The organism is Actinoplanes sp. NPDC089786 (assembly GCF_040684855.1).
Lineage (GTDB): Bacteria > Actinomycetota > Actinomycetes > Mycobacteriales > Micromonosporaceae > Actinoplanes.
Genome location: NZ_JBFBGU010000029.1, coordinates 12,663 through 36,716, shown reverse-complemented (window position 1 = coordinate 36,716; position 24,054 = coordinate 12,663). Strand labels below are relative to the sequence as shown.

Genomic DNA, 24,054 nt, shown 5'->3' with positions numbered 1-24,054 from the left:
AGCGTTCGCCACCCCGCCTCGCTGGGGGGTGGGTTGCGCTGCGCGACGAGCCGCCGCCTCCCCCACCCCGGCACTGGGTGGGCGCAAACGTAGCGGCCGAAAATGACAGTCCGGAGAACTGTCCACAGGGTCAGGCGTTGAGGACGCCGAACAGCCAGATCACGGCGATCGCCAGGGCGGCCGCGAACTCGATCAGCAGGGACAGGCCCACGGCGCCGAGGGCCCGCCGGGTGGAGGCCCACGCCTGGCCGGGGCCCAAACGGGTGCGCTCGGCCAGCCAGATGCCCAGCACGAAGCCGAGGACCAGGCCCACCACCGGCACCACGAAGAAGCCGATCACGCCGAGCAGCCCGCCGAGCACCAGAGACCGGTTCGGGACGCCGCTCTCCTTGAGGCGGCGGCCCGGCCAGAGGTACTTGATCAGCGTCCCGGCCAGGGCCACGCCGGTGGTCAGGCCGAGGACCAGCCACTTCGCGCCGCCGGCGTCGCTCAGCAAGGACCAGACCAGGACGCCCAGCCAGCAGAGGATCAGGCCGGGGAGCACGGGAATGACCACGCCGAGGATGCCGGCCACGATCAGGACGGCGGCGATCAGGACGGCCAGGTTCCCGGTGTCGGTGAGATCCATGCCGCACACCCTGCCCTGCCCCGGCTCACCGCGAAACCTCAACCCGGCGCCCGTGGGCCTGCCCCGGCTCACCGCGAAACCTCAACTCGGCGCCCGTGGGACCGAAGGAGAACCAACTGGGTCGCTGAGGAGGTTGCCATGGGTCCGATCGCCGCGCTGGTGCTCAGCCTGTGTGTCGCGGCCGGCGGGTTCGTGCTGCGCAAGCGTGGGAACGCCTGATGCGCAGCGTGCTCGCGGTGGGTGCGCACGCGGGGGCTTTCGAAGCGGGGTGCGCGGGTACGCTCGCCGCCCCATCGCGCCGCCGGTGACTCGGTGACCGTGCTGTCGCCGAGCGGGAGATGGCGACGGCCTCGGGCGCCCTGGCCCGCGTCCGCTTCACCGAGGCCTTCGCGCCGACCCGCTTCGTGTGGGATCTCCAAACAACCGAGCAGCAACTGACAGCGACCTGAAGCCGTACCCAGAGTCACTGAAAGTTCTCCCTGACGCCGAACAGCGAGCGCCAGACACACGGGGGACTCACATGACCAGCACCGTCACCACCGCCGTTGCCGACCTCGAAGCCGACATCGCCGAGGCCACGGTGCTCTCCGCCCGCGAGCAGGAGGAGCTGATCCGTCAGCACATGCCGCTGGTCGGTCACCTCGTCCGGGAGATGCTCACCCGCATCCCGAACCACATCCACCGCGACGACCTCACCAGCGCCGGCCTGCACGCGCTGGTCACCGCCGCCCGTGGCTGGGACCCGGAGCGTGGCATCCCCTTCCACCGCTTCGCCAGCACCCGGATCCGCGGTGCGATCCTGGACGAGCTGCGCTCGCTGGACTGGGCCACCCGCTCGGTGCGCACCAAGGCGCGGGCCACCGACACCACCCGCCAGCACCTGACCGGCACGCTGGGCCGTACCCCCACGGCCGAGGAGCTGGCCCAGGCGCTCGGCACCACCACGAGCGACCTGAAGCGGACCGACACCGACGTGCAGCGCGCCACCGTCCTGTCGCTGCAGGGCTTCACCACGAGCACGGGCGACGACCTGGTCACCGAGAAGAACCCGGGGCCCGAGGACATGCTGCTGCGCCGGGAGCAGATCGGCTACCTGCACCACTCGATCGCCGCCCTGCCCGAGCGGCTGCGCGTCGTGATCACCGAGTACTTCCTGAACGAGCGCCCGATGGCCGACATCGCCGCCGACCTGGGCGTGACCGAGAGCCGGATCAGTCAGCTCCGGGCCGAGGCGCTCAGCCTGCTCAAGGACGGCATGAACACGCACCTGGACCCGGAGCTGGCGCCGGTGCCGGACAACCCGGAGTCGATCGTCGCCCGGCGCCGCGCCACGTACTACTCGAACATCGCCGGCCACACCTCGCTGCGCAGCCGGCTCAGCCTGACCAACGTCATCGGACACACCCGCGCGGGCCTCGGCGTGCCGGTCTGACCGTCATTGCAGGGCGCTGAGCTCCTTCGGGAGGTCGGCGCTGTGCAGCACGCCCAGCCGCCGCGTGGCCCGGGTGACCGCGACATAGAGGTCACTCAGGCCGCGCGGCGATTCGGCGATGATCTCGTCGGGCTGGGTCACCAGCACCGCGTCGAACTCCAGACCCTTGGCCTGCCGTACGGTCAGCATCACCACCTGGTTGAGCAGGTCGGTCTGCTCGCCGACGGCCGCCTCGGGCAGCGCCTTCATCAGCTCGTGGCCGAGCTCGCCCTCGCGGCCCTGCGGCACGATCACGCCGACCCGGCCGCTGCCGACCTCGGCCATCTCGGCCCGCACGGCCGCGACCAGGGCGGTGGGCAGATCGTCTTCGGTGACCCGGCGGGCCCAGGGTGCGACGCCGGCCTCGCGCACCGAGCGGGGCGGCTGCAGCGACGGGTCGACCGCGTTGAGCACGTCGGACGCCACGGCCATCACCTCGGCCGGGGTGCGGTAGTTGACGGTCAGCTCGGCCAGGCGCCAGCGCTGGGCCACGTACGGCTCGAAGACCTGCTCCCAGGTCGTGGTGCCGGCCAGCTCCGAGGTCTGCGCGACGTCGCCGACCACGGTCAGGGACCGGCTCGGCACCCGGCGCATCAGCAGCCGCCACGCCATCGGCGACAACTCCTGCGCCTCGTCCACGATCACGTGTCCGAAGACCCAGGTGCGGTCGGCCGCCGCCCGCTCGGCCGCGGTGCGGGTGTCGAGCACCTCGTGCCGCTCGACGAACGCGCTCGCGTCGACCACGTCGATGGCCGAGAGGATCTCCTCCTCCTGGTCCTCGAAGTCCAGCGACCGGGAGCCCTCGACGATCTCGAGCACACCCTCGGCGTACTCGACCGCCTCGGCCCGCTCCCGCTCGACCGCCCGCTTACGCAACGTGTCGTCCTGGCCCAGCAGCTCGGCCAGCTCGTCCAGCAGCGGCACGTCGGCCGGGGTCCAGCGGGCGTCGCGGTCGCGCAGCAGCACGTCGGGCGCGCCGGCCGAGGCCAGCCGCTCGGCCGAGGTCAGCAACTCGCGCAACACCCGCCGCGGGGTGAGCACCGGCCACATGTCGAAGAGCGCGACCTGCACGTCGATGTCCTCGCGCAGCTCTCGGCGGGTCTCGGCCAGGTCGGCGTCGGACAGCAGGTTGTCGCCGCCCAGCGGGTCGGCGCCGATCCGCTCGGCGATCTGCAGCGACAGCGCGTGGATCACCTCGGTGACGAAGACCGAGCGGGCGATGTTGTGCGGCCGGCCGGTCCGGCGTGCCACCGCCCGGGCGTCCTCACAGGTCGCGCGGTCGATGCGCAGCGGGTAACCGTCGTGGTCGACCTCGACGAAGTCGTGGGGCACGGTCTGCCAGTCGGCGACGGCGCGGGCGAGCACCTCGGTCATCGGCAGCCGGCCCTTGAGCGCGGCGACGGCCGGCGGCTCCTCGGCCCGGGCGCGCACCCCGGGGAACATGTCGCCCAGCGTGGCCAGCAGCACGCCGGTCTCGGCCAGGGACGGCAGGACCTGGGAGATGTAGCGGAGGAAGGTGGCGTTCGGCCCGAGGATGAGGACGCCCTGCTTGGTGAGCTGGGCGCGGTGGGTGAAGAGAAGGTACGCGGCGCGGTGCAGCGCCACGGCGGTCTTGCCCGTGCCGGGTCCGCCCTGGACCACGAGTACGCCGGGCAGCCCGGACCGGATGACCTCGTCCTGCTCGGCCTGGATGGTCTCGACGATGTCGCGCATCCGGCCGGTACGGCCCGCGGTCAGCGCCGAGAGCAGCGCCGCCTCGCCGGTCACGTCTTCCCGCCCGGCGCCACCGGCGGCCAGGTCGAGCACCTCGTCGTCGATGCCGGTCAGCTCACGGCCCTTGGTGCGCAGGTGTCGCCGGCGTGTCACGCCCTCGGGCGACACGGCCGTGGCCAGGTAGAACGGGCGCGCGGCGGGGGCACGCCAGTCGATCAGCAACGGCTCGGCGTCGCGGTCCTCGGCGAACAGCCCGATCCGGCCGATATAGCGGGGATGATCGGCGTCGAAATCGAGCCGACCGAAGCACAAGCCGTTCTCCACCGCATTCATCTGGGCCAGTTGCTCGGCGTAATGGGCGCGGTTGGCCTCGCGCAGCGAGCGGCCCTGCGGCGTACCCCCGCCCTCCAGCAGGATGGCACGGAGCCGCTGGTCAGCCTGCTCGCGCAGACCGTCGAGCCGGGCATAGAGGCGGTCGAGATAGTGCTGTTCGTCTCGGATGTCAGCGCTGTTCGAGCTTGACAAAACCGCTCCTTGATGTGGTAGCATTCCGCAGTCGGCGACCATTCTTGGTCGCCTTTTTTGTGTCTGGCAAAGACCTCAGAATAGCGCGTCCCCCTCAGGTTACGGCCGGTGCGGCAAGTGTCCGCAATCCGTCAGTATCGTCGATCCCCGTTACGTCGAACGGCCGATCTCGATTAACCCGGTCATGCGCAAACACCACCCGTTCCGACGTCTCGGCGCGCTGGCCCTGATCGCAGCCGCCGCCCTCAGCTTCAGTGCCGGCTGCTCCGGCGACGACGAGGACCCGGCCGGCAACTCCGCGGCCGCTGCGGCGGGCGGTCCCGAGCCGAAGTCCCTCGACGGCGCGAAGGCCGCCGCCCAGACCATGTTCGACCGGTTCAGCGGCGGGGACTTCGCCGGCGCCTGGGAGATGTACACCGCCAAGGGCAAGGCGGCGATCTCCAAGGCCGACTACGTCAAGCTGAACGAGGCCTGCTCCCGCAAGGGCCTGGCGATCAGCCTGACCAGCGCCCGGATGGAGGGCGCGGACCGCGCGGTCGTGATCGCCAAGCAGCTGGTGGCGGCTCAGTCGTACACCATGGTGTACGAGCAGAACGCCTGGAAGCTCGAGCCCGCCAAGGAGGGCCTGGCCCTCTACTCGCAGGGCGCGGCGAAGGCCATCGCGGCCCAGAAGAAGGCCGGCACCTGCGCCAACGCGTAACCCCGTTGCTAATGGAGATGGGGCGTGGCCATGACGGCCACGCCCCATCTTCGTGTGTTGCTCTAGGCCGCGACCGGCAGGCCGTCCAGGTTGGTGATCGCGAGGCGGGACCGGAGGGTGCCGCGGTCCGCGATCGAGTCGAAGTACGCCGTCCGGCGACGCGCCACGCAGCCCTCCTTCACCGGGGCGGCCAGGGCTGGGTCCAGGTGCGTGTTCAGGCCGTCCCGGAGCAGGCCGAGCGCCTCCGAGCGCAGCTGCGACACGCGCGACTCCGTGACGCCCAGTTCGACCGCGATCTGGGCCATCGGCCGCTCGTCGAAGAAGTAGCCACGGACCACCGCCCGGAGCCGCTCGGGCAGGGCCTCGATCGCGTGGGCCAGATAGCCCATCCGCTCGCGGCGGATCAGCATGTCCTCCGGGCCGACGCCGGGCTCGGTGACCATGTCCTCGGCGCCGGCCGTGGCGAAGCCCTGGAGGCTGAACACCACCGCGCGCTGCACGTCGTCGTCGGCCGCCTCGATGTCCTCGACCGAACAGCCCAGGCGCTCGGCCACCTCGGCCACGCTCGGGGTACGCCCCAGCTCGGCGGTCAGCTGCTGCCGGGCCGTGTCGGTGCGCCGCGCCCGCTGCCGGACCGAACGGCTGGCCCAGTCCAGGCCACGGAGCTCGTCCAGCAGGGCGCCACGCACCCGGGCGGCGGCGAAGCGGGCGAACGGCACGCCGCGCCCCTCGTCGTAGCCACGGGCGGCGGCGACCAGGGCGGCGTACCCGGCGGACAGCAGATCGTCACGGCTCACGTGCGCCGGCACCCGGGCGAGCATCTCGCGGACCAGGTGGCCGACGAGCGGCATGTGTGCCTTCACGGTGTCGTCACGGCGACGGTCACTCATGGGGGGCTCCTTGCGACCGGGGCCGGGGCGGGGGGTCCGGCACTGATTCACAAGGTCCGCCGCGATGAGTGCGGGGCCGGTCACATCCGGGTGCAGCACGGTTGCAACTGAGGACGGCGTACACTTGATCTCGCGGCCCGCACAGTCTTGCCTCGGGCCGCCTTCGGATCGACCACCACGCGCCGCGACCGCGACGGGTCTGCGCCGGGCAGGACGACCATTCAGACGTTCGGAGTTAAACCCCTACATGAGTTCCTTCATCGACCTCGGTGTGCCCACGAAGCTCGCCGCGACTCTCGCTGCCCGCGGTATCACCGAGCCATTCCCGATCCAGGCCGCGACGCTGCCGGATTCCCTCGCCGGCCGGGACGTCCTCGGCCGCGGCCGCACCGGCTCCGGTAAGACGTACGCGTTCGCCCTCCCGGTGGTCGCCCGTCTCGCCGCCTCCGGCACCACCCGCCGGCCCCGCCGCCCGCGGGCGCTGATCCTTGCGCCGACCCGCGAGCTGGCCACCCAGATCGACGCCGCCCTGGCGCCGCTGGCCCAGGCGTTCGGCCTGAACACCCTCACCGTCTTCGGCGGGGTCGGGGCCAACCCCCAGATCAAGGCCCTGCGCAGCGGCGTCGACATCGTCGTCGCCTGCCCCGGCCGGCTGCTCGACCACCTCGAGCACGGCCACATCGACCTCGGCGGGGTCGAGATCACCGTGCTCGACGAGGCCGACCACATGGCCGACCTCGGCTTCCTGCCGGTGGTCCGCCGGCTGATGGACGCCACCCCGCGCAACAGCCAGCGGCTGCTCTTCTCGGCCACCCTCGACGGCGGCGTGGACGTGCTGGTCAAGCGCTTCATGCAGCGACCGGTGACACACCACGTCGACTCGGCCTCCGAGGCGCCGATCGAGATGGCCCACCACGTGCTGCACGTGCGCCACGACGACCGGTTCCCGGTGCTCGTCGATCTGCTCGCCGCGCCCGGCCGCTCGGTCGTCTTCACCCGCACCAAGCGCCGCGCCAAGGTGCTGACCCGGCAGCTGATCTCGGCCGGTGTCCCGGCCGTCGAGCTGCACGGCAACCTGGCCCAGAATGCCCGCGACCGCAACCTGTCGGCCTTCTCGGACGGCAGCGCGCCGACCCTGGTGGCCACCGACATCGCGGCCCGCGGCATCCACGTCGACGACGTGGCCCTGGTCATCCACGCCGACCCGCCGGTCGAGCACAAGGCCTACCTGCACCGCTCCGGCCGCACGGCCCGGGCCGGCGCCAGCGGCACGGTCATCACCCTGATGACCGACGACCAGCAGCACGACGTGCGCGACCTGACCCGCAAGGCGGGCATCCGCCCGACCACGACCCGCACCCGCCCCGGCGACGCCCTGCTGAACCAGCTCGCCCCCGGCGAGCGCGTCCTGCAGAGCCCTCCGCCGGTCACCGCGATGGCGGAGCGTCCCGCCGCGTCCCGCCCGCGCCGCGCCACGGCCTCCGCCGGTGCGCCTTCCGGCGGCCGTCGCCGCGGCGGCAGCGGCCGGGGCACCGGATCGGCCGCCAACGACAAGCAGCCGACCACGGCCTCGCGCGGCAACCAGTCCTCGCGCACGGCCCAGCCCGCCCGGGCCGGTCAGCCGTCACGGTCGGCCCAGCCCGCCCGTGCGGGCCAGGCCGGCACGTCAAGCCGCCAGGGCTCCCGCGGCGCGGCCGCCTTCTCCTCGGGCACCCGCGTCGGCGGCCGCCGAGGCGCCCGCGTCTGACCCAGCTCATCCCGCAACCCACTCCCCACCTCGGTAGGGGGTGGGTTGCGCCGCATCCTGCGGCAGCCAGCCCACGCAGGCGCCCGCCCACAAGCCGCCCACGCTGCGTGAGTGCCCGCTCCCGAGTCCGTGCCCGCTCCCACATCCGTGCCCGCTCCCACATCCGTGCCCGCTCCCACATCCGTGCCCGCTCCCGCGTTCGTGCCCGCCCCCACGTCCATGCCCGCCCCCACGTCCATGCCCGCCCCCACGTCCATGCCCGCTCGCGCTGCGTGCCCGCCCTCGCGCTGATCATGGGCAGAGCTGGGTTGCCAGGCGCCCGGGCTGCCCACTCACCCCACTGCCGCCACTCACCCCCGCTGCCCCCACAACAGTGGTAGGCCCTGACGGCATTTGAGCCCGAAATGCCGTGCCTCCCTACCACTGCTCGCCGCAGTGGTACGCCCTGACGGCATTCCGCGCCGCAAAGCCGCGCCACCCCACCACCGCCCGCGGCAGTGGCAGGCCCTGACGGCATTCCGCGCCACAAAGCCGCGCCACCCCACCACCGCCCGCCGCAGTGGTACGCCCCGACGGCATTCCGCGCCACAAAGCCGCGCCACCCCACCACCGCCCGCCACAGTGGCAGCCCCACGGCATTGCGGGCCGCGACGGGGAGGGGCGGGCAGTGGCCGGGGCGGGACCAGGGCGGGCCGGTGGGCGGGGCGGGTCTGAGCGTGGGCTGGTCCGAGCGGGGGCGGAGCGGGGTTTTGGTCTTGCGCGCACGGACCCGGAAGGGCTCGGGCCATCTCCGATGGGCCCCAGCCCGTAGCCCGCGGGAGCATACGGTCTGCACCCCGACGGACGCGGGAATATCAAGCCCTTGAACTTGATCGGCCACGAACGTCTTGCCCGACCCCACGGTGCCTCTAGCCGGAAGACGCCGAGCCCTGGCCGGAAGACGCCTCTGGTTGGAAGACGCCGCTTCTAGTCGGGGATGTCGACGGCGATCTCCGCGCCCAGGCGGTGCCCGCCGGAGAGGTCGAGTTCGTCGCCGCTCCAGAAGCGGCCCGGGTCGTACCAGTTGGGCTTGCGGCCGCGGGGCAGCAGACCCATGTCCTCGTAGGTGATCGCGACCACCTCGGCGCAGTAGGCCGTCTCGAGCGCGGCCGGGTCGCCGGACGGCGGCTTCCATGGGAGGCGGACCTGGGGGACGCGGCCACGGACCCAGCGCCAGGCGAGCTGGGCCGAGGACGGGAACGGGGTGCCGTCGAGGCGGGCCACCGTGCGCAGGGCGCGGTCTTCCATCTCCTTCGGCACGGTCGGCTCGAGCTGACGCAGCCAGCCGCGCTGGCCGTAGCGGCGGGCCCATCTGGTGACCGCGTCGCGGAGGTCGTGCAGCTGGACGCCGCGCTGGAAGGAGCCGGACCACATGTCCGGAAGGGATCGGCCCAGCTCGGCGTGCCACATCAGTGGGGGCATGTCTTCGATGACCAGGGACATGCCGACGTGGTTGACGGGACTGTTGGTCAGCGTCTGGATCGCGCGGTCGGGGCCGGAGCGGCCGCGGAAGATCCAGATGTCACCCGTCCGGGTCAGGTCGAGGGCCTCGTCGAGCGTCAGGTCGGCGTCCACGTGTCTATCCTCAGCAGATGCGTTGGTGGAAAGTAGTCGGATTGGCCGGACTGGCCGGGGTCGCCGCGACCGGCATCGTGCTCGCGCGCGCCGAGCGGCAACGCCGGGCGTACACGCCCGACGAGGTCCGGCAGAGGTTGCACGCGCGGGTCAGCGAAGCGGACAGCGGCGAGGCGGACAAGTAACTACACCACATCGGAGTCGCGCAGGAGGGACCACAGACCGGCGCCGTCGGGGGCGGCGAACCAGGTCTTGCCGTGTGAGCCGACCGCTTCGGCCTCGCCGGACGGGCCGGGGACCGCGCCGGCCAGCACCGACTGGGTGGGCGACAGCCGCCGGATGCAGACGGCGAGCACGTTTTCTGGGTGTTCGTGCGCGAACTCGGAGTAGATCTCCTGGTCGTGCTGGCCGTCGTCGCCGATCAGCAGCCACTTGACGTCGGGGAACTCGACGGCCAGCCGGCGCAGCGTGTTGCGCTTGTGTTCCTGGCCGCTGCGGAACCAGCGGTCGGGCGTCGGGCCCCAGTCGGTCAGCAGCAGCGGGCCGGCCGGGTAGAGGTGGCGGGACAGGAACCGGCTGAGCGTCGGGGCGACGTTCCAGGCCCCGGTCGACAGGTAGAACACCGGCGCGCCCGCGTTGGCCGTGACCAGCCGTTCGTAGAGCACCGCCATGCCGGGAACAGCCATCCGGGCATGTTCGTCGAGCACGAACGTGTTCCACGCGGCGAGCAGCGGGCGGGGCAGCGCGGTGACCATCACCGTGTCGTCGATGTCGGAGATCACACCGATGCGCGCGGCCGGGTCGACCACCCGGATCGGCGCCTCCACCGGCTCGGCGCCCTCGGCGCTCAGCCGCACCCGGCTCCAGCCCGGCGCGAGGTCGCCCTTGACCACGCAGTCGACGTACCCGCTGCGGTCGGTGTGGGTCTCGTGCACCTGGTCGCCGACCTGGATCAGCACCCGCTCGTCGTTGACCGGTGAGGTGGTGAAGTTGCGCCAGCCGCGCGTCTTGTCGAGCTTCTTGCGCCGCAGCCGGGGATTGCGGGTCAGCACGACCCGGGCGATCACCCGGGCCCAGCCGGGACCGCCGTAGCCGGTGTAGGCCGAAATCACCGGCACCCAGCCACGCTGCCGCAGCCGTCGCTCGACGACCTCGTGAATCGCATCCTCGAAGCGCGCGGCGCGATGTAGCGGCCGCACGGCCGGCGGCCGGCCGGTCGGACTCGATGTCACGCTGGTGCCTCCCCATCTCGGGCGTCCTGTCCCGTGACGGTACCCGGCATGTCTGACAGTTTCTCGATGACCGCGCTACATCAGGCGGCGGCCGCGCGGGGCTCGGCGGTGGACCACTGACGTGACCACCAGGAGACGTCCATCGACAGGGTGTCCTCCTCATCGGAGCGCACCGTGGCCAGGCACGCCTCGGCCCGCAGGCTGCGCAGGGCGACCGCCGCCCGCTCCGCGTCCCGCCAGGCGAGCCGCTCCCGTTCGGCCGCCTTCAGGTAGCCGTCGTAGCGGTGATCACGAACGGCCATCCGCAGCGCCGACTCCTGGGTCGCCGGGTGCAGCCGCTCGTTCCAGCCGCGGTGGGCCAGGATGTCGTTCAGCTGGACGATCGAGATCTCCCGGTTGCGGCAGGCGGACAGGGCGGAGCGGTGCAGGAACCGCTCCCGGTCGGCGTTCTCGCCCTTGGCGCGGCGCCGGCGCTGCACCGGGTAGACGGCCGCGGCGGCGACCCGGCGCGCCTCGCGATCGGCCTGTTCGTAGGCGATCCATGCCGCGTCGACCTGGTCCTGGGCCTCGGCCCAGGCGGCTCGGGCCCGCTGGGCGGTGACGGCCGCGCGATCAGCCGCGACCGCCACCTCGGCGGCGTAGCGGGTCTCTTCGTCGGTGGGTCCGGCCGGCTGTGGCGCGAGTGTGACGGCGGTGGTGGTGAGCCGCCGGGGCAGCGCGAACACGGCGGCGACGGCCCCGATGGACAGGATCAGAATCATCCAGACGGCAGCGACGATCTCCATGGGTCTTCCCTCGCGGTGGCTGGTGGGTCACGGTTCTCTTCCGGTACGCCTGTCCTCTTCACCAGGAGCAGGCACGGGGCTGACGGCTGTCGGAGCAGGGGCGCATCCAACCCCACCCGTCCGACCCCGTCACCGAGACGTGGCTGATTCTGATCAGAGCAGCGGCGGACCGCGCTGAACGGGCGCCCCACCGGCGACCCGTCCCGACCCCAGCGAGCGAGCGCCGCCCGCGAGGACCACCACCCCGAGCAGCCCCACCAGGACCACCAAGATGACCGGCCGGGCGACCGTGACCGAAACCTCAGCGGCGTCGACCGTCTCGACCGCACTCACCTGAGCCGAGGCGGAGACCTGGACCGGCTCGGCGACCGGCTGGACCGAGGGCCCGATCAGCCCCGCGTTGGCCGCGAAGGCGAGGGCGAGCATGGCCAGCCCGGCGAGAAAGCGCAGCGCGCGTTGCCCGTCCCACAGACGGGGAAGCAGGCGTGCGACGTCGGCCACGTGAACAACCTACCGTTGTGGCCGGTAAAAGGCATCACTCGATAGATCTGTCCCGTTCGGACGGGCGTGGTGGGAACACCGGCCGGCGCGACGGAACATGGGTGGGTGAGTGATGTGGCGGAACGGGTGGCCGAGCTGGCCCGGTGGGTGGCCGAGGGCGATGTGGTGGTGCTCAGCGGCGCCGGACTGTCGACGGAGTCGGGGATCCCCGACTATCGCGGGCCGAGCGGCGTCGCGCGGCGGGCCACCCCGATGACCTACCAGACCTTCACGCGCGACCCGGTCGCGCGGCGCCGCTACTGGGCGCGCAGCCACCTCGGCTGGCGGACGATCGGCGACGCCCGGCCCAACGACGGGCACCGGGCCGTCGCGCGGCTCCAGCGGCTGGGCCTGCTCCGCGGCATCGTCACCCAGAACGTGGACGGGCTGCATCAGGCCGCCGGCGCCGGTGACGTGGTCGAGCTGCACGGGAACCTGGCCCGGGTCACCTGCCTGGACTGCCGGGAGCCGAGCGACCGGAGCACGCTCGAGGACCGGCTGCGAACCGCCAACCCGGCCTTCGACAAGACGCCGACCGAGATCAACCCGGACGGCGACGTCGAGCTGGACGACGACGACCTGGCCGGTTTCGTGGTGGTCGACTGTGCCGGGTGCGGCGGGATGCTCAAGCCCGACGTCGTGTATTTCGGCGAGTCGGTGCCGCCGGAGCGGGTGTCGCGGAGCTTCGAGCTGGTCTGCGGTGGGCGTACCCTGCTGGTCCTCGGTTCGTCCTTGACCGTGATGTCGGGGCGGCGGTTCGTGTTGCGGGCGGCGAAGCTCGGCATCCGGGTGGCGATCGTGAACCAGGGCGTGACCCGCGGTGAGCCGTACGCCGACCTGGTCGTGGACGCGCCTTTGGGTGAGGTGCTGCCCGAGGTGGCGAGGCTGGCCGAGAGCGGGTACGCGCCCACGCATTAGCGTCTGGGCATGAAGTTCTCCTCCAAGGGCGTCGCCGGCGCGGTCGCCCTGGCCGTCGCGACCGTGGTGGCGTGGTGGGGCTGGCTGGGCCACGACCGCAGCTATCAGGTCGACGCGAACGGCAACCAGCAGGGCCCGTACACCACCGCTCAGGTCGCCTTCTGCGTGCTGACCATCGCCGTGCTGCTGGCGCTGGCCGTCCGGTTCCTGGACGTGCACCCCCTGCCGGCCACCGCGGCGACGACGGTGGCGTTCACCGCGGCGTGGACGATCGACGCCGCCTCCCAGGACGGGTCCGGCCTGTTCCTGATCGGCGGCGTGCTGGTGCTGATCGGCTGCGCGGTGGGCAGTGCCGTGGTGGCTTTCCTGGCCGATCTGACCCGGGGCCGGGACGGGTTCACGCGCTGATCACACTCGATGAACTGGTGACACACACGCGTTACAGTCTCGCAACTTAAATAAAGTCATCCTCACATTGACGTGACCCGGCTCACTGTTGTTAACTGCCCGGAACCGCTCCCGAAACCGGTTCCGAAACCGGTCTGCAACCCGCGGGACATGCGTGCCGGAACATGCGGAGGACCAGTGCCGATCACCATCGCCGATGTGGCGGCCCGGGCGAAGGTCAGCAAGACCACCGTCTCGCGGGTCCTCAACGGCAAGGGTGAGCTGGACGAATCCACCGCCGCCCGGGTCCGCGCGGTGATCGACGAACTTGGCTACGTGCCCAGCTCCCGGGCCGTCGGCCTGGCCCGTGGGCGTACCCGGGTCGTCGGCATGCTGGTCCCCTCGCTCACCTGGCCGTGGATCGGCGAGGTTCTGCAGGGCGCGGTCGACGTGCTCGAGACCGAGCGGTACGGGCTGCTGCTGTTCACCTGCAACCGGGGTGAGGAGTCGATGCGGCAGTTCGGGGCCCAGGTCTCGGCCAAGTCGTTCGACGGGCTGCTGGTGATCGAGCCCGAGGGCACCCTCGACTACATCGCGCAGCTGCACTCGCGCGGCCTGCCCGTGGTGCTGATCGACGACCGTGACACCCAGCCGGCGCAGATTCCCAGCGTCGGCACCACCAACCACACCGGCGCCGGCGCCGCCGCCCGGCATCTGCTGTCCATCGGCCGCAACCGGCCCCTGGTCATCGCCGGTCCCGGTCACTTCGGCTGCACCCAGCAGCGGCTGGACGGCTTCGCCGCCGCGTACGCCGAGGCCGGCCACCCGATCCCGCAGGAGCGACTGCTCCCCGGCGACTTCACCATCGCGTCCGGGTTCGAGGGCGTGCAACACGCCTTCGACACCGGCATCGACTTCGACGCGGTGTTCGCCCACAACGACCTCTCGGCCACCGGCGCGATGCAGGCGGTGCTCGACTCGGGCCGCCGCATCCCGCAGGACGTGGCGGTGGTGGGCTTCGACGACATCCCGATGGCGGCACACACCCAGCCGCCGCTCACCACCGTGCACCAACCGTTGCGCGAGATGGGCGAGGCCGCGGCACGCACGCTGCTCGCCCACTTCGAGGGCACACCCCTGCCCAATCGTCCGACCGTCATCCCGGCGACGTTCATGGCCCGTGGCTCGACCACGGTCACCGCCGCCGATCCCTCCTGAAATCCGCAGCCCTCATCCGGGCCACCCCTGATATCCCCTGAGGAGTATCTGTAATGCAGAGAAGGAAGTTGTTCTCGGCTGCCCTGGCGGGCGTGCTCGCCACGGGTGCCCTCGCCGCCTGCGGCGACTCGCCGAACAGCAGCCCGAACAGCAACAGCAACAAGGCCGGCACGACGGTGCTGACCGTCGGCATGCCGAACGGACCGCAGACGGAGAACCACAACCCCTTCCTCTCCACCTCGGCCGCCGCGTCGCTGGGCTACCGCTGGGTCATCTACGAGCCCCTGATGATGTGGAACCCGGTGAAGCCGGCCGAGCCGTCGAAACCGTGGCTGGCCACCGCGGCCGAGTGGGCGCCGGACAGCAAGAGCGTCAAGATCACCGTGCGGGACAACGCGACCTGGTCGGACGGTCAGAAGGTGACCGCCAACGACGTCGTCTACACGCACACCCTGATCAAGGGCAACAAGGCGCTGAACACCAACAACACGCCGTACGGCGACATCTCCGCGGCGGGCAACGTCGTGACGATCACCTTCACCTCGTCGATGTTCGTCTACAAGGAGAAGTTCCTCGGGCAGACCCCGATCGTCCCGGAGCACATCTGGAAGGCGATCAAGGACCCGGCCACCGACACCAACAAGACCCCGATCGGCTCCGGTCCGTACACCCTGAAGTCCTTCACCCCGCAGACCACCACGCTGGTCGCCCGGGAGAACGGCTACTGGGGCACCGCGCCGACCGTCAAGGAGCTGCGCTACAGCTCGCCGACCGGTAACGACGCGCAGACCACGGCGCTGGCCGACGGCTCGATCGAGTGGTCGTTCGTGTTCATCCCGAACTACAAGACCGTCTTCGTCGGCAAGAACCCCGACCACTACAAGGTCTGGGCGCCGCCGGTGCTGGGCATCCACGGCCTCTACATCAACACCACCAAGGCCCCGTTCGACAACGTCGCGCTGCGCAAGGCCATGAACATGGTCATCAACCGCGAGGACATCTTCAACCAGGCCGAGGCCGCCTACTTCCACCCGCTGGTCAGCAGCGTGACCGGTCTGCCGTCGCCGGCCGGCGACCCGTTCGTCGCCGACGCCTACAAGGGACAGACCCACAAGGTCGACGTCGAGGGCGCGAAGACCGTCCTGACCGGGGCCGGGTTCAAGCTGAACGGCACCACGCTGACCGACCCGAGCGGCAAGCCGGTGAAGCTGACCGTGACCGACCCGGCCGGCTGGTCCGACTACCAGACCTCGCTGGAGATCGTGAAGGACAACCTGGCCCAGATCGGCATCGCCGCGACGGTCGAGAAGGCCAACCAGGACGCCTGGTTCAAGAACGTCGAGGAAGGCAAGTTCGACGCGACCTTCCGCTGGACCAACGGTGGCTCCACGCCGTTCGACATCTACCAGACCATCATGGACGGCACGCTGCTCAAGCCGGTCGGCCAGCCCTCTCCGGCCGGCAACTTCGGCCGGTTCGACAACCCCGAGGCGACCGCCGCGCTGAAGGCCTACAAGGAGGCGGGCGACGACGCCGCCCGCAAGACCGCGATGGACACGCTCCAGAAGGTCTTCGTCGAGCAGGTCCCGATGGTGCCGGTCGGCGCCGACAACATCGGCATGGCGTACAGCACGAAGAACTGGTCCGGCTGGCCGGACGACTCCAACCCGTACGCCGCCGGGCAGCCCACCCAGGCGAACGCGCTGGACGTCATCCTGCACCTCAAGCCCACCAGCTGATCTCGCGGCCGCTCCCGCACGCTTGCTGAGCGCGCGGGGGCGGCCTTCCCCTCGTAAAGGACCCGGCATGACGTCTGTGCAAGACGCCGAGGCGCCGGCCGGCGAGGTGGTGCTTGAGGCTCAAGGGCTGACCAAGCACTTCCCCGTACGCCGGGGTCTGCGCGACCTCTTCAACCGGCGCGACCGCGCCGCCGTGCACGCCGTCGACGACGTGCATCTCATTCTCCGCCGTGGCCGTGTGACCGCCCTGGTGGGCGAGTCCGGCTCCGGCAAGTCCACGGTGGCCAGGCTGCTGGCCCAGCTCTACCCGCGCACCGACGGCGACATCAAGCTGCACGGTACCTCGACCCGGGTCAGGGGCGGGCGCAATTTCCGGCGGTACGCCGCCCGCGTCCAGATGATCTTCCAGGACCCGTTCGCGTCGCTGAACCCGGTGCACACGATCCGGTACCACCTGACCCGTGCGCTGAAGATCCACGGCAACGCCGGCACCAACGCCGCCGAGCTCGAGCAGGCGCTGCACGACGTGCTCAACCGGGTCAGCATGACGCCGCCCGAGCGCTACCTGGACAAGTTCCCGCACGAGTTGTCCGGCGGCCAGCGTCAGCGCGTGGCCATCGCCCGGGCGCTGGGCGCGAACCCGGAGGCGCTGCTCGCCGACGAGCCGGTGTCCATGTTGGACGTGTCCATCCGGCTCGGTGTGCTCAACCTGTTGCGGGACCTCAAGGAACGCCTGAACCTGGCGATCCTCTACATCACCCACGACATCGCCTCGGCCCGGTACTTCGCCGACGACACGATGGTCATGTACGCGGGCCGGATGGTCGAGGGCGGCGACAGCGAGACGGTGACCCAGTCGCCGGCCCACCCGTACACCCAGCTCCTGATCGACTCGGCCCCCGACCCGGACCGCCTGCTCGGCGAGCTCGAACCGGACACCCGCGACCGCGGCAACGGCGAGCCGCCGAGCCTGATCAACCCGCCGGCCGGCTGCCGGTTCCACCCGCGCTGCCCGATGGCCGGCCCGCGCTGCGAGACCGAGCTGCCGGTGCCGCTGGTGATCGGTGACAAGCCGGGGCACTGGGCGGCCTGCTGGCTCTACGACGAGCAGGGGGTCGGACGGTGAGGTACATCCTCCAGCGCATCGCGTTCTACGTGTTCACCGCGTGGGCGGCGATGACCCTGAACTTCTTCATCCCCCGGATGATCCCGGGCGACCCGATCAGCGCGCTGCTGGCCCGGTTCCAGGGTCAGATGAACACCGACGCGATCGAGTCGCTGTACGTGCTCTTCGGCATCGACAAGGACGCCAGCCTCTGGTCCGAGTACCTGGACTACTGGAAGCAGCTGTTCAACGGCGACCTGGGCCTGTCGTTCAGCGCCTTCCCGACGCCGGTGTCCGAGGTGATCGGGGACGCGTTGCCGTGGACGGTGGCGCTGGTCGGCATCACCACGGTGATCAGCTTCCTGCTCGGCACCGGGCTGGGCGTGCTGGCCGGGTGGCGCCGCGGCTCCTGGGTCGACGGCCTGCTGCCGGTGACCACGTTCCTGTCCTCGGTGCCGTACTTCTGGCTCGGCCTGCTGGCGATCTACCTGCTGGCCGGTCCGGACAGCTTCTTCCCGTCGTCCGGCGGCTTCGAGGCCGGCCTGGTCCCCTACCCGGACTGGGCGTTCGTCTCCAGCGCGCTCCAGCACGGCATCCTGCCCGCCATCACCATCCTGATCTCCTCGGTCAGCGGCTGGATCCTGAGCATGCGCAACATGATGGTGACCGTCGCGGCCGAGGACTACATCACCGTGGCGCACGCCAAGGGCCTGCCCGAGCGGCGGGTGGCGCTGAGCTATGCGGCGCGCAACGCGTTGCTGCCCAACGTGTCCGGCTTCGCCCTGTCGCTCGGCTTCATCGTCAGCGGCACGTTCGTGCTGGAGATCGTGTTCTCCTACCCGGGCCTGGGCTTCCTGCTGTTCCGGGCGGTCGGCGCCAAGGACTACCCGCTGATGCAGGGCATCTTCCTGATCATCACGATCACGGTGCTGGTGGCGAACCTGCTCGCCGACATCGTCTACCTGCTGCTCGACCCGCGTACGCGGAAGGAGGGCTGAGCGATGAGCATTCCCACCTCGAGCATCGACCAGGTGATTCCGGGCCAGGGCGCGATGGCGCAGCCGACGGACCCCAAGCCGACCAAGGCCAAGCGGCAGCGGTTCCGCTTCCTGGCCAACGCCAAGGCCACCACCGGCCTGGTGATCATGGGCATCTACCTGCTCTTCGCGATCATCGGGCCGTGGATCGCGCCGTTCGACCCGAACGAGCGCGGCAAAGACCTGGTCGCGCCGCCGTCGGGGGCGCACTGGCTGGGCACCACCCACCTGGGCCAGGACGTGCTGAGCCAGTTGCTGGTCGGCACCCGCGGCGTGATGGTGGTCGGCCTGGCCGCGGGCATCGCCGCGACCATCGTCTCGGTGGTGGTCGGCGTCAGCGCCGGCTACCTCGGCGGCGGCTGGGACGACACGCTGTCCGCACTGTCCAACGTCTTCCTGGTGATCCCGGCGCTGCCGCTGATCATCATCGTGGCGTCCACCTTCGAGAACGCCGGCTCCACGATCGTGGCGCTCACCATCGGCCTGACCGCGTGGGCCTGGGGCGCCCGGGTGCTTCGAGCCCAGACGCTGTCGTTGCGCAAACGCGACTACGTCGAGGCCGCCCGCGCGTCCGGGGAGAGCACGTTCCGGGTGATCTTCTTCGAGATCCTGCCCAACCTGTCGGCGATCATCGCGTCCGGCTTCGTCGGCACCGTGATCTTCGCGGTGAGCACCGAGATCACCCTGGCCTTCATCGGCATCGGCGGCATCTCCAACTGGAACTGGGGCGAGATCCTGTTCTGGGCGCAGAGCCAGCAGGCGCTGTCACAGGGCGCGTGGTGGTGGTTCGTGCCGGCCGGTCTGGCCATCGCGTTCCTCGGCACCGCGCTGTCGCTGATCAACTTCGGCATCGACGAGTTCGTCAGCCCCCGGCTCCGCAGCGCGGGCAAAACCAAGATCAAGACGGCGGACGGCCACACCGTACGCATGCGCGTCGGCTTCACGCCGGTCCTGGCCCACACGGCCGCCCCGCGCACGCAGGCGCGCCCGCTGCCGATCAACCTGAACGGGGCTACCCCCGTGTTGAAAAAAGAGGGGCAGTCGTCATGAGCAACGACCCCGTGCTCGAGATCAGGAACCTCAACGTCGACTACGGCCTGGGCGACCAGGCGGTGCAGGCCGTCCGGGACGTCAACCTGACCCTGCACAAGGGCGAGGTGCTCGGCCTGGCCGGCGAGAGCGGCTCCGGCAAGTCGACCCTGGCCTACGGCCTGACCCGCCTGCTCGCCCCGCCGGGGGTGATCTCCGGTGGCGAGGTCATCTACCACCCGGAGAAGGGCGACCCGTACGACGTCCTGGCCCTCTCGGATGCCAACCTGCGCAAGTTCCGGTGGGCCGAGACGGCGATCGTGTTCCAGGGCGCGATGAACTCGCTGAACCCGGTGCACAAGGTCTCCACCCAGCTCAACGACGTGCTCCAGGCCCACGAGCCGAAGATGTCGCAGCACAGCCGCAACGTGCGGTGCCGGGAGATGCTCAAGCTGGTCGGCATCTCGGCCGACCGGATGGAGGCGTACCCGCACCAGCTCTCCGGCGGCATGCGGCAGCGCGTGATGATCGGCATGGCGCTGATCCTCCAGCCGCAGGTGGTCATCATGGACGAGCCGACCACCGCCCTCGACGTGGTGATGCAGCGGCAGATCCTGGGTCAGCTGATCGAGCTGCGTGAGCGCCTCGGCTTCTCGGTCATCTTCATCACCCACGACCTGTCGCTGCTGGTCGAGTTCTCCAACCGGATCGCCATCATGTACGGCGGACGGATCGTCGAGGAGGCGCCGGCCGCGACGCTGTACCGGGACTCGCTCCACCCGTACAGCAACGGGCTGCTCGGCTCGTTCCCCGCCCTGCGCGGCCCGCGCCGGGAGCTGACCGGCATCCCCGGCTCGCCGCCGGACCTCAAGGGCATGCCGTCCGGCTGCTCCTTCCACCCCCGCTGCCCGAAAGCGTTCGACCCCTGCTCGGAGCACATCCCGGTACTCGGCCGGCCGGCCACCCCGGACGGCGGCACGCGCACCGTGGCGTGTCACCTGTACCCCGACGTGAAGCCGGTCGGCGCGCCCGCCGCAGCATCCTCAGCCGCTTCCTCCGCTGGAGAACGATGAACCAGTCTGCCCCTACCCCCACTCTGCTCCTCCCCGGCGACGCGTTCCCGACCACTTTCGAGTGGGGCGTCGCCACCAGCTCGTACCAGATCGAGGGCGCGGTGGCCGAGGACGGCCGCACACCGTCCATCTGGGACACGTTCAGCCGCGTCCCGGGCGCGGTGCACGACGGCGACACCGGTGACGTCGCCTGCGACCACTACCACCGGATGCCGCAGGACGTGGCGCTGATCAAGAGCCTGGGCGTGGACTCGTACCGGTTCTCGGTGGCCTGGCCCCGGGTCCAGCCGCACGGCCGCGGCCCGGTCAACCCGGCCGGCCTGGCCTTCTACGACCGGCTGGTCGACGAGCTGCTCAGCGAGGGCATCAAGCCCTGGGTGACGCTCTACCACTGGGACCTGCCGCAGGAGCTGGAGGACGCCGGCGGCTGGCCCAACCGGGACACCGCCTACCGCTTCGCCGACTACGCGATGATGGTGTTCGACAAGCTGCACGACCGGGTCGAGACCATCACCACGCTGAACGAGCCGTGGTGCTCGGCCTGGCTGGGCTACCACGTGGGCGTGCACGCCCCGGGCCGCAAGGACTTCAAGGCCTCCATCGACGCCGTGCACCACCTGCTGCTCGGCCACGGCCTGGCCACCCAGCGGATGCGGGCGGCCGAGACCACCCCGCACCGGTACGGCATCACGCTCAACATGGGCACCGCTGACCCGGCCGCGGACACCCAGGCCGACCGGGACGCCGCCCGCCGCGCCGACGGGATGGGCCTGCGGCTCTACCTCGACCCGCTGCGCAAGGGCTACTACCCGCAGGACATGGTGGACGACCTGGCCGCGCAGGGCGTCACGCTGCCGATCGAGGACGGCGACATGGAGGTCATCGCCACGCCGTTCGAGGTGCTGGGCGTGAACTTCTACTTCGGGCAGGACTTCAGCGGCGTCGACGAGCAGGGCCGGACGCACGACGACACCGGCAACCCGGTGGTCCGCCAGGTGTTCCCGGGCACCGCCCGCACCGCGATGGACTGGCCGGTCACGCCGGAACGCCTCACCCAGCTGCTCGTCCGGCTGCACCGGGACTACCCCGGGCTGCCGCTGGTCATCACCGAGAACGGCGCGGCGTTCGACGACACGGCCGACGAGCAGGGGTACGTGTCCGACGACGACCGCACCGCCTACTTCGCCGACCACCTGGCCGCGGTGGCCGAGGCCCGGGCCCAGGGCGCGGACATCCGCGGCTACTTCGCCTGGTCGCTGATGGACAACTTCGAGTGGGCGTACGGCTACGACAAGCGGTTCGGCATCGTGCACGTCGACTACGACACCCTGAAGCGCACGCCGAAACAGAGCGCTCTCTGGTACCGGGACACCATCGCCCAGTACCGCTGAGCTCGTTTTTCGAAGGGGCCGCGGCTTGCCGCGGCCCCTTTCAGCTTCGGATACGGCTGATCTGCCGGCGGTGCGCGGCCCGGGACACCACGGTGTGCGAGTCGGTCACGGCCATGCCGCCGTCGGCGAGCAGCCGGGCCAGCGGCAGGGTGGCCGCGCCCATCGCGACCGCGTCCGGCCCGAGCTGGCAGACGTCGATGCGGGTGGTCGAATACGGTTGCCGCAGACTGTGTTCCGCGGCGGACGCCCGGATCTCCGGCAGGAACCGCTCGCCCAGCGCCGCGCCGATCGGCCCGCCCAGCACGATCCGCTCGGGGCTGAACAGGTTGACCAGGTTCGAGATCCCCGCGCCGAGATAGCCGACCGTCTCGGCGACGACCGTGGCCGCCGCCGCCGGCAGCTCACCGGTCAGGGTGCGGGCCAGCAGCCGCGGGTCGTACTCGACACCCATGGCCTCGGCCAGGCGGGCGCTGACCCCGTCCGACCCGATGTACGCCTCCAGGCAGCCGCGGGCGCCGCAGCGGCAGGGCAGTCCCTCGTACACCAGCATGGTGTGGCCCCACTCCCCCGCGCCCGAATCCGGGCGGCCCTGCCCGCGCCCGTCCCGGACCACCGCCGCGCCGACGCCGCGGCCGATCATCACGATCACCGCGTGCCGGGCCCCGCGGCCGGCGCCGAACCACATCTCGGCCTGGCCGACCGTCTTCGCGCCGTTCTCCACGAACACCGGCAGGCCGGTCGCCGCGCCCAGCACCTCGCCCAGCGGCACCGCGTCCCAGGACGTGGTCTGCGAATGGACCAGGCCGGCGCGGTCGACCACGCCGATCACCCCGACGCCGTAGCCGATCACCTCGCCCGGGTCGATGCCGGCCTGCGCGGAGGTGTCGGACAGCCCCTGCATCAGCAGCCGGGTGGCGCGCTGGTGGTCGGACGGATCGGCCAGCGGGTAGACGGCCGAGCCGAGCCGGGACATGGCCAGGTCGTACAGCTCGACCGAGACCCGGGTCTCGCCCAGATCGGCGCCCACGACGTACCCGTAGCCGGGCGCGACCCGCAGCAGCGCCCGTGGCCGACCGCCGTCCGAGCCGACCAGGCCGGCCTCCTCGACCAGCCCCTCCTCGATCATCTCGCCGACCAGGTTGCTCACGCTGGCCTGGCTCAGCGCGGTGGTGTCGCCGAGTTGCTGACGGCTCTGCCGGCCGCCATGGAACAGGTCGGTGAGCAGGCTGGAGCGATTCGCGCGCCTGACATCACGCACCGTAGTCCGCCTGCTATCCACTGCATCTCCCCTGTTCATCGCCCTTCGCCCGCCATCTAACGCTATGCCTTCGGGCGCTGTCGCCCGGGTACGGTCTTCCCGGTATGAACGACTGCACCGAGCGGCACCCACCTTCAGCGACGGACGGCCTCGCAGGCGAGGGCCAGAAGTGCATACCTAAGGCAGGCTCAGTGACTGACTACCGTGACGTGAACCGGGCGAACTGGGACGACCGGGCCGCCGCGCACGCCGCCTCCAGCGACTACAACGTGGCGGCGTTCGCCTCCGACCCCGGCTTCCTGAGCGACGTGGTCCGCTTCGACCGCCCGCTGCTCGGCGACGTCACCGGCCTCCGCGGCGTCCACCTGCAATGCCACATCGGCACCGACACCGTGTCGCTGGCCCGGCTCGGCGCCACGATGACCGGGCTCGACTTCTCGCCCAAGTCGCTCGACCAGGCGCGCGCCGTGGCTTCGGTCGCGGGCGCCGACATCACCTTCGTCGAGGCGGATGTGTACGCCGCCCCCGACGTGCTCGGCGCCAGCCGGTTCGACCTCGTCTACACCGGCATCGGCGCGCTGTGCTGGCTGCCCGACATCACCCGCTGGGGCGAGACGGTGGCCCGCCTGCTCAAGCCCGGCGGCCGGTTCTTCATGCGCGAGGGGCACCCGGTGCTGTGGTCGCTCGAGTGGGAACGCGCCGACGACCTGCACGTGCTCGACCACCCGTACTTCGAGCTCGACGAGCCGACGGTGTTCGACGAGCCCGGCACGTACGTGCACACCGGCACCGACTTCGAGCACAACACCACGCACGAGTGGAACCACGGCCTCGGCGAGATCGTGACGGCGCTGCTCGACGCCGGCCTGACCATCACCGGGCTGACCGAGCACACCACCGTCCCGTGGGACGGGCTCGGCGGCCGGATGCGGCAGTTGCCGGGCGGCGAGTTCCAGGTGGCGGCCCGGCCGGAGCGGCTTCCGCACACGTACACGTTGCAGGCGGTGCGCCCGGCCGTTTAGAGATCGATGCTTACGGGGTAACTCGCGGTCCA

22 protein-coding genes are annotated in these 24,054 nt (G+C 71.1%); 14 read left to right on the top strand and 8 right to left on the bottom strand.

Annotated elements, in window-relative coordinates:
- Positions 1 to 130 precede the first annotated feature (130 nt).
- A complete protein-coding gene (locus AB0O15_RS42455; protein ID WP_364331924.1) occupies positions 131 to 628 on the bottom strand; it encodes a DUF456 domain-containing protein in 498 nt (165 codons plus the stop codon).
- Between the two features lie 520 nt (positions 629 to 1,148).
- Between AB0O15_RS42455 and AB0O15_RS42450 the strand changes: the two genes are divergently transcribed.
- Positions 1,149 to 2,060, top strand: coding sequence for a sigma-70 family RNA polymerase sigma factor (locus AB0O15_RS42450; RefSeq protein WP_364331922.1), 912 nt, complete (start codon positions 1,149 to 1,151; stop codon positions 2,058 to 2,060).
- A 3-nt stretch (positions 2,061 to 2,063) separates the two neighbouring features.
- Here the strand turns inward: AB0O15_RS42450 and AB0O15_RS42445 are convergent, their stop codons facing one another.
- Complete coding sequence (locus AB0O15_RS42445) at positions 2,064 to 4,361, bottom strand: AAA family ATPase (protein WP_364331919.1); 2,298 nt, start codon at positions 4,359 to 4,361, stop codon at positions 2,064 to 2,066.
- Between the two features lie 160 nt (positions 4,362 to 4,521).
- Between AB0O15_RS42445 and AB0O15_RS42440 the strand changes: the two genes are divergently transcribed.
- Complete coding sequence (locus AB0O15_RS42440; protein ID WP_364331916.1) at positions 4,522 to 5,037, top strand: hypothetical protein; 516 nt, start codon at positions 4,522 to 4,524, stop codon at positions 5,035 to 5,037.
- Positions 5,038 to 5,099: 62 nt separating this feature from the next.
- Here the strand turns inward: AB0O15_RS42440 and AB0O15_RS42435 are convergent, their stop codons facing one another.
- Positions 5,100 to 5,927, bottom strand: a complete 828-nt coding sequence (locus AB0O15_RS42435) for a sigma-70 family RNA polymerase sigma factor (RefSeq protein WP_364331913.1) — start codon at positions 5,925 to 5,927, stop codon at positions 5,100 to 5,102.
- A 247-nt stretch (positions 5,928 to 6,174) separates the two neighbouring features.
- Here AB0O15_RS42435 and AB0O15_RS42430 point away from each other — a divergent pair, with 247 nt between their 5' ends.
- Positions 6,175 to 7,674 (top strand): DEAD/DEAH box helicase, encoded by a 1,500-nt coding sequence (locus AB0O15_RS42430; RefSeq protein ID WP_364331910.1) that lies wholly within the window; start codon positions 6,175 to 6,177, stop codon positions 7,672 to 7,674.
- A 966-nt stretch (positions 7,675 to 8,640) separates the two neighbouring features.
- Here the strand turns inward: AB0O15_RS42430 and AB0O15_RS42425 are convergent.
- Positions 8,641 to 9,288, bottom strand: a complete 648-nt coding sequence (locus AB0O15_RS42425; protein ID WP_364331907.1) for a hypothetical protein — start codon at positions 9,286 to 9,288, stop codon at positions 8,641 to 8,643.
- Between the two features lie 17 nt (positions 9,289 to 9,305).
- Between AB0O15_RS42425 and AB0O15_RS42420 the strand changes: the two genes are divergently transcribed.
- Positions 9,306 to 9,473, top strand: a complete 168-nt coding sequence (locus tag AB0O15_RS42420) for a hypothetical protein (protein ID WP_364331904.1) — start codon at positions 9,306 to 9,308, stop codon at positions 9,471 to 9,473.
- On the opposite strand, the gene AB0O15_RS42415 is transcribed toward AB0O15_RS42420, so the two are convergent.
- The 3 genes from AB0O15_RS42415 to AB0O15_RS42405 all read right to left on the bottom strand — a co-directional run bounded on the left by AB0O15_RS42415 (position 9,474) and on the right by AB0O15_RS42405 (position 11,806).
- Positions 9,474 to 10,520, bottom strand: coding sequence for a phosphatase domain-containing protein (locus tag AB0O15_RS42415; protein ID WP_364331901.1), 1,047 nt, complete (start codon positions 10,518 to 10,520; stop codon positions 9,474 to 9,476).
- Between the two features lie 80 nt (positions 10,521 to 10,600).
- Positions 10,601 to 11,305, bottom strand: coding sequence for a hypothetical protein (locus AB0O15_RS42410; RefSeq protein ID WP_364331898.1), 705 nt, complete (start codon positions 11,303 to 11,305; stop codon positions 10,601 to 10,603).
- 153 nt (positions 11,306 to 11,458) lie between these two features.
- Positions 11,459 to 11,806, bottom strand: coding sequence for a hypothetical protein (locus AB0O15_RS42405; protein ID WP_364331895.1), 348 nt, complete (start codon positions 11,804 to 11,806; stop codon positions 11,459 to 11,461).
- Between the two features lie 105 nt (positions 11,807 to 11,911).
- Between AB0O15_RS42405 and AB0O15_RS42400 the strand changes: the two genes are divergently transcribed.
- The 9 genes from AB0O15_RS42400 (at position 11,912) to AB0O15_RS42360 (ending at position 21,742) form a co-directional block, all read left to right on the top strand.
- The gene (locus AB0O15_RS42400; RefSeq protein ID WP_364331892.1) at positions 11,912 to 12,763 is read left to right on the top strand and encodes an NAD-dependent protein deacetylase; all 852 of its coding nucleotides are present in this window, start codon (positions 11,912 to 11,914) and stop codon (positions 12,761 to 12,763) included.
- Positions 12,764 to 12,772: 9 nt separating this feature from the next.
- The gene (locus AB0O15_RS42395; protein WP_364331889.1) at positions 12,773 to 13,171 is read left to right on the top strand and encodes a hypothetical protein; all 399 of its coding nucleotides are present in this window, start codon (positions 12,773 to 12,775) and stop codon (positions 13,169 to 13,171) included.
- Between the two features lie 177 nt (positions 13,172 to 13,348).
- Entirely contained in the window at positions 13,349 to 14,368 is a 1,020-nt protein-coding gene (locus AB0O15_RS42390) for a LacI family DNA-binding transcriptional regulator (RefSeq protein ID WP_364331887.1), read from the top strand.
- Positions 14,369 to 14,421: 53 nt separating this feature from the next.
- Positions 14,422 to 16,107, top strand: a complete 1,686-nt coding sequence (locus tag AB0O15_RS42385; protein WP_364331884.1) for an ABC transporter substrate-binding protein — start codon at positions 14,422 to 14,424, stop codon at positions 16,105 to 16,107.
- Between the two features lie 67 nt (positions 16,108 to 16,174).
- Positions 16,175 to 17,233, top strand: a complete 1,059-nt coding sequence (locus AB0O15_RS42380; RefSeq protein WP_364331881.1) for an ABC transporter ATP-binding protein — start codon at positions 16,175 to 16,177, stop codon at positions 17,231 to 17,233.
- On the top strand, positions 17,230 to 18,210 hold the full coding sequence (locus AB0O15_RS42375; RefSeq protein ID WP_364331878.1) for an ABC transporter permease: 981 nt from the start codon (positions 17,230 to 17,232) through the stop codon (positions 18,208 to 18,210). Before AB0O15_RS42380 ends, AB0O15_RS42375 begins: the two co-directional genes overlap by 4 nt.
- 3 nt (positions 18,211 to 18,213) lie before the next feature.
- Positions 18,214 to 19,299 carry an ABC transporter permease gene (locus AB0O15_RS42370; RefSeq protein ID WP_364331875.1) on the top strand — a complete coding sequence of 362 codons (1,086 nt, stop codon included), beginning with the start codon at positions 18,214 to 18,216 and terminating at the stop codon, positions 19,297 to 19,299.
- The gene (locus tag AB0O15_RS42365; protein WP_364331872.1) at positions 19,296 to 20,351 is read left to right on the top strand and encodes an ABC transporter ATP-binding protein; all 1,056 of its coding nucleotides are present in this window, start codon (positions 19,296 to 19,298) and stop codon (positions 20,349 to 20,351) included. The genes AB0O15_RS42370 and AB0O15_RS42365 overlap by 4 nt, the downstream gene beginning before the upstream one ends.
- Positions 20,348 to 21,742 carry a GH1 family beta-glucosidase gene (locus tag AB0O15_RS42360; protein WP_364331870.1) on the top strand — a complete coding sequence of 465 codons (1,395 nt, stop codon included), beginning with the start codon at positions 20,348 to 20,350 and terminating at the stop codon, positions 21,740 to 21,742. Before AB0O15_RS42365 ends, AB0O15_RS42360 begins: the two co-directional genes overlap by 4 nt.
- A 40-nt stretch (positions 21,743 to 21,782) precedes the next feature.
- On the opposite strand, the gene AB0O15_RS42355 is transcribed toward AB0O15_RS42360, so the two are convergent.
- Positions 21,783 to 23,000 carry an ROK family protein gene (locus AB0O15_RS42355; protein WP_364331868.1) on the bottom strand — a complete coding sequence of 406 codons (1,218 nt, stop codon included), beginning with the start codon at positions 22,998 to 23,000 and terminating at the stop codon, positions 21,783 to 21,785.
- 191 nt (positions 23,001 to 23,191) lie between these two features.
- On the opposite strand from AB0O15_RS42355, the gene AB0O15_RS42350 reads away from it, so the two are divergent.
- Positions 23,192 to 24,022 (top strand): class I SAM-dependent methyltransferase, encoded by an 831-nt coding sequence (locus tag AB0O15_RS42350; RefSeq protein ID WP_364331865.1) that lies wholly within the window; start codon positions 23,192 to 23,194, stop codon positions 24,020 to 24,022.
- Positions 24,023 to 24,054 lie beyond the last annotated feature (32 nt).

Coding starts and splice junctions, on each gene's coding strand:
- AB0O15_RS42455 (WP_364331924.1), bottom strand. CDS start 628: ATGGATCTCACCGACACCGGGAACCTGGCCGTCCTGATCGCCGCCGTC.
- AB0O15_RS42450 (WP_364331922.1), top strand. CDS start 1,149: ATGACCAGCACCGTCACCACCGCCGTTGCCGACCTCGAAGCCGACATC.
- AB0O15_RS42445 (WP_364331919.1), bottom strand. CDS start 4,361: ATGCTACCACATCAAGGAGCGGTTTTGTCAAGCTCGAACAGCGCTGAC.
- AB0O15_RS42440 (WP_364331916.1), top strand. CDS start 4,522: ATGCGCAAACACCACCCGTTCCGACGTCTCGGCGCGCTGGCCCTGATC.
- AB0O15_RS42435 (WP_364331913.1), bottom strand. CDS start 5,927: ATGAGTGACCGTCGCCGTGACGACACCGTGAAGGCACACATGCCGCTC.
- AB0O15_RS42430 (WP_364331910.1), top strand. CDS start 6,175: ATGAGTTCCTTCATCGACCTCGGTGTGCCCACGAAGCTCGCCGCGACT.
- AB0O15_RS42420 (WP_364331904.1), top strand. CDS start 9,306: ATGCGTTGGTGGAAAGTAGTCGGATTGGCCGGACTGGCCGGGGTCGCC.
- AB0O15_RS42410 (WP_364331898.1), bottom strand. CDS start 11,305: ATGGAGATCGTCGCTGCCGTCTGGATGATTCTGATCCTGTCCATCGGG.
- AB0O15_RS42395 (WP_364331889.1), top strand. CDS start 12,773: ATGAAGTTCTCCTCCAAGGGCGTCGCCGGCGCGGTCGCCCTGGCCGTC.
- AB0O15_RS42385 (WP_364331884.1), top strand. CDS start 14,422: ATGCAGAGAAGGAAGTTGTTCTCGGCTGCCCTGGCGGGCGTGCTCGCC.
- AB0O15_RS42380 (WP_364331881.1), top strand. CDS start 16,175: ATGACGTCTGTGCAAGACGCCGAGGCGCCGGCCGGCGAGGTGGTGCTT.
- AB0O15_RS42370 (WP_364331875.1), top strand. CDS start 18,214: ATGAGCATTCCCACCTCGAGCATCGACCAGGTGATTCCGGGCCAGGGC.
- AB0O15_RS42365 (WP_364331872.1), top strand. CDS start 19,296: ATGAGCAACGACCCCGTGCTCGAGATCAGGAACCTCAACGTCGACTAC.
- AB0O15_RS42360 (WP_364331870.1), top strand. CDS start 20,348: ATGAACCAGTCTGCCCCTACCCCCACTCTGCTCCTCCCCGGCGACGCG.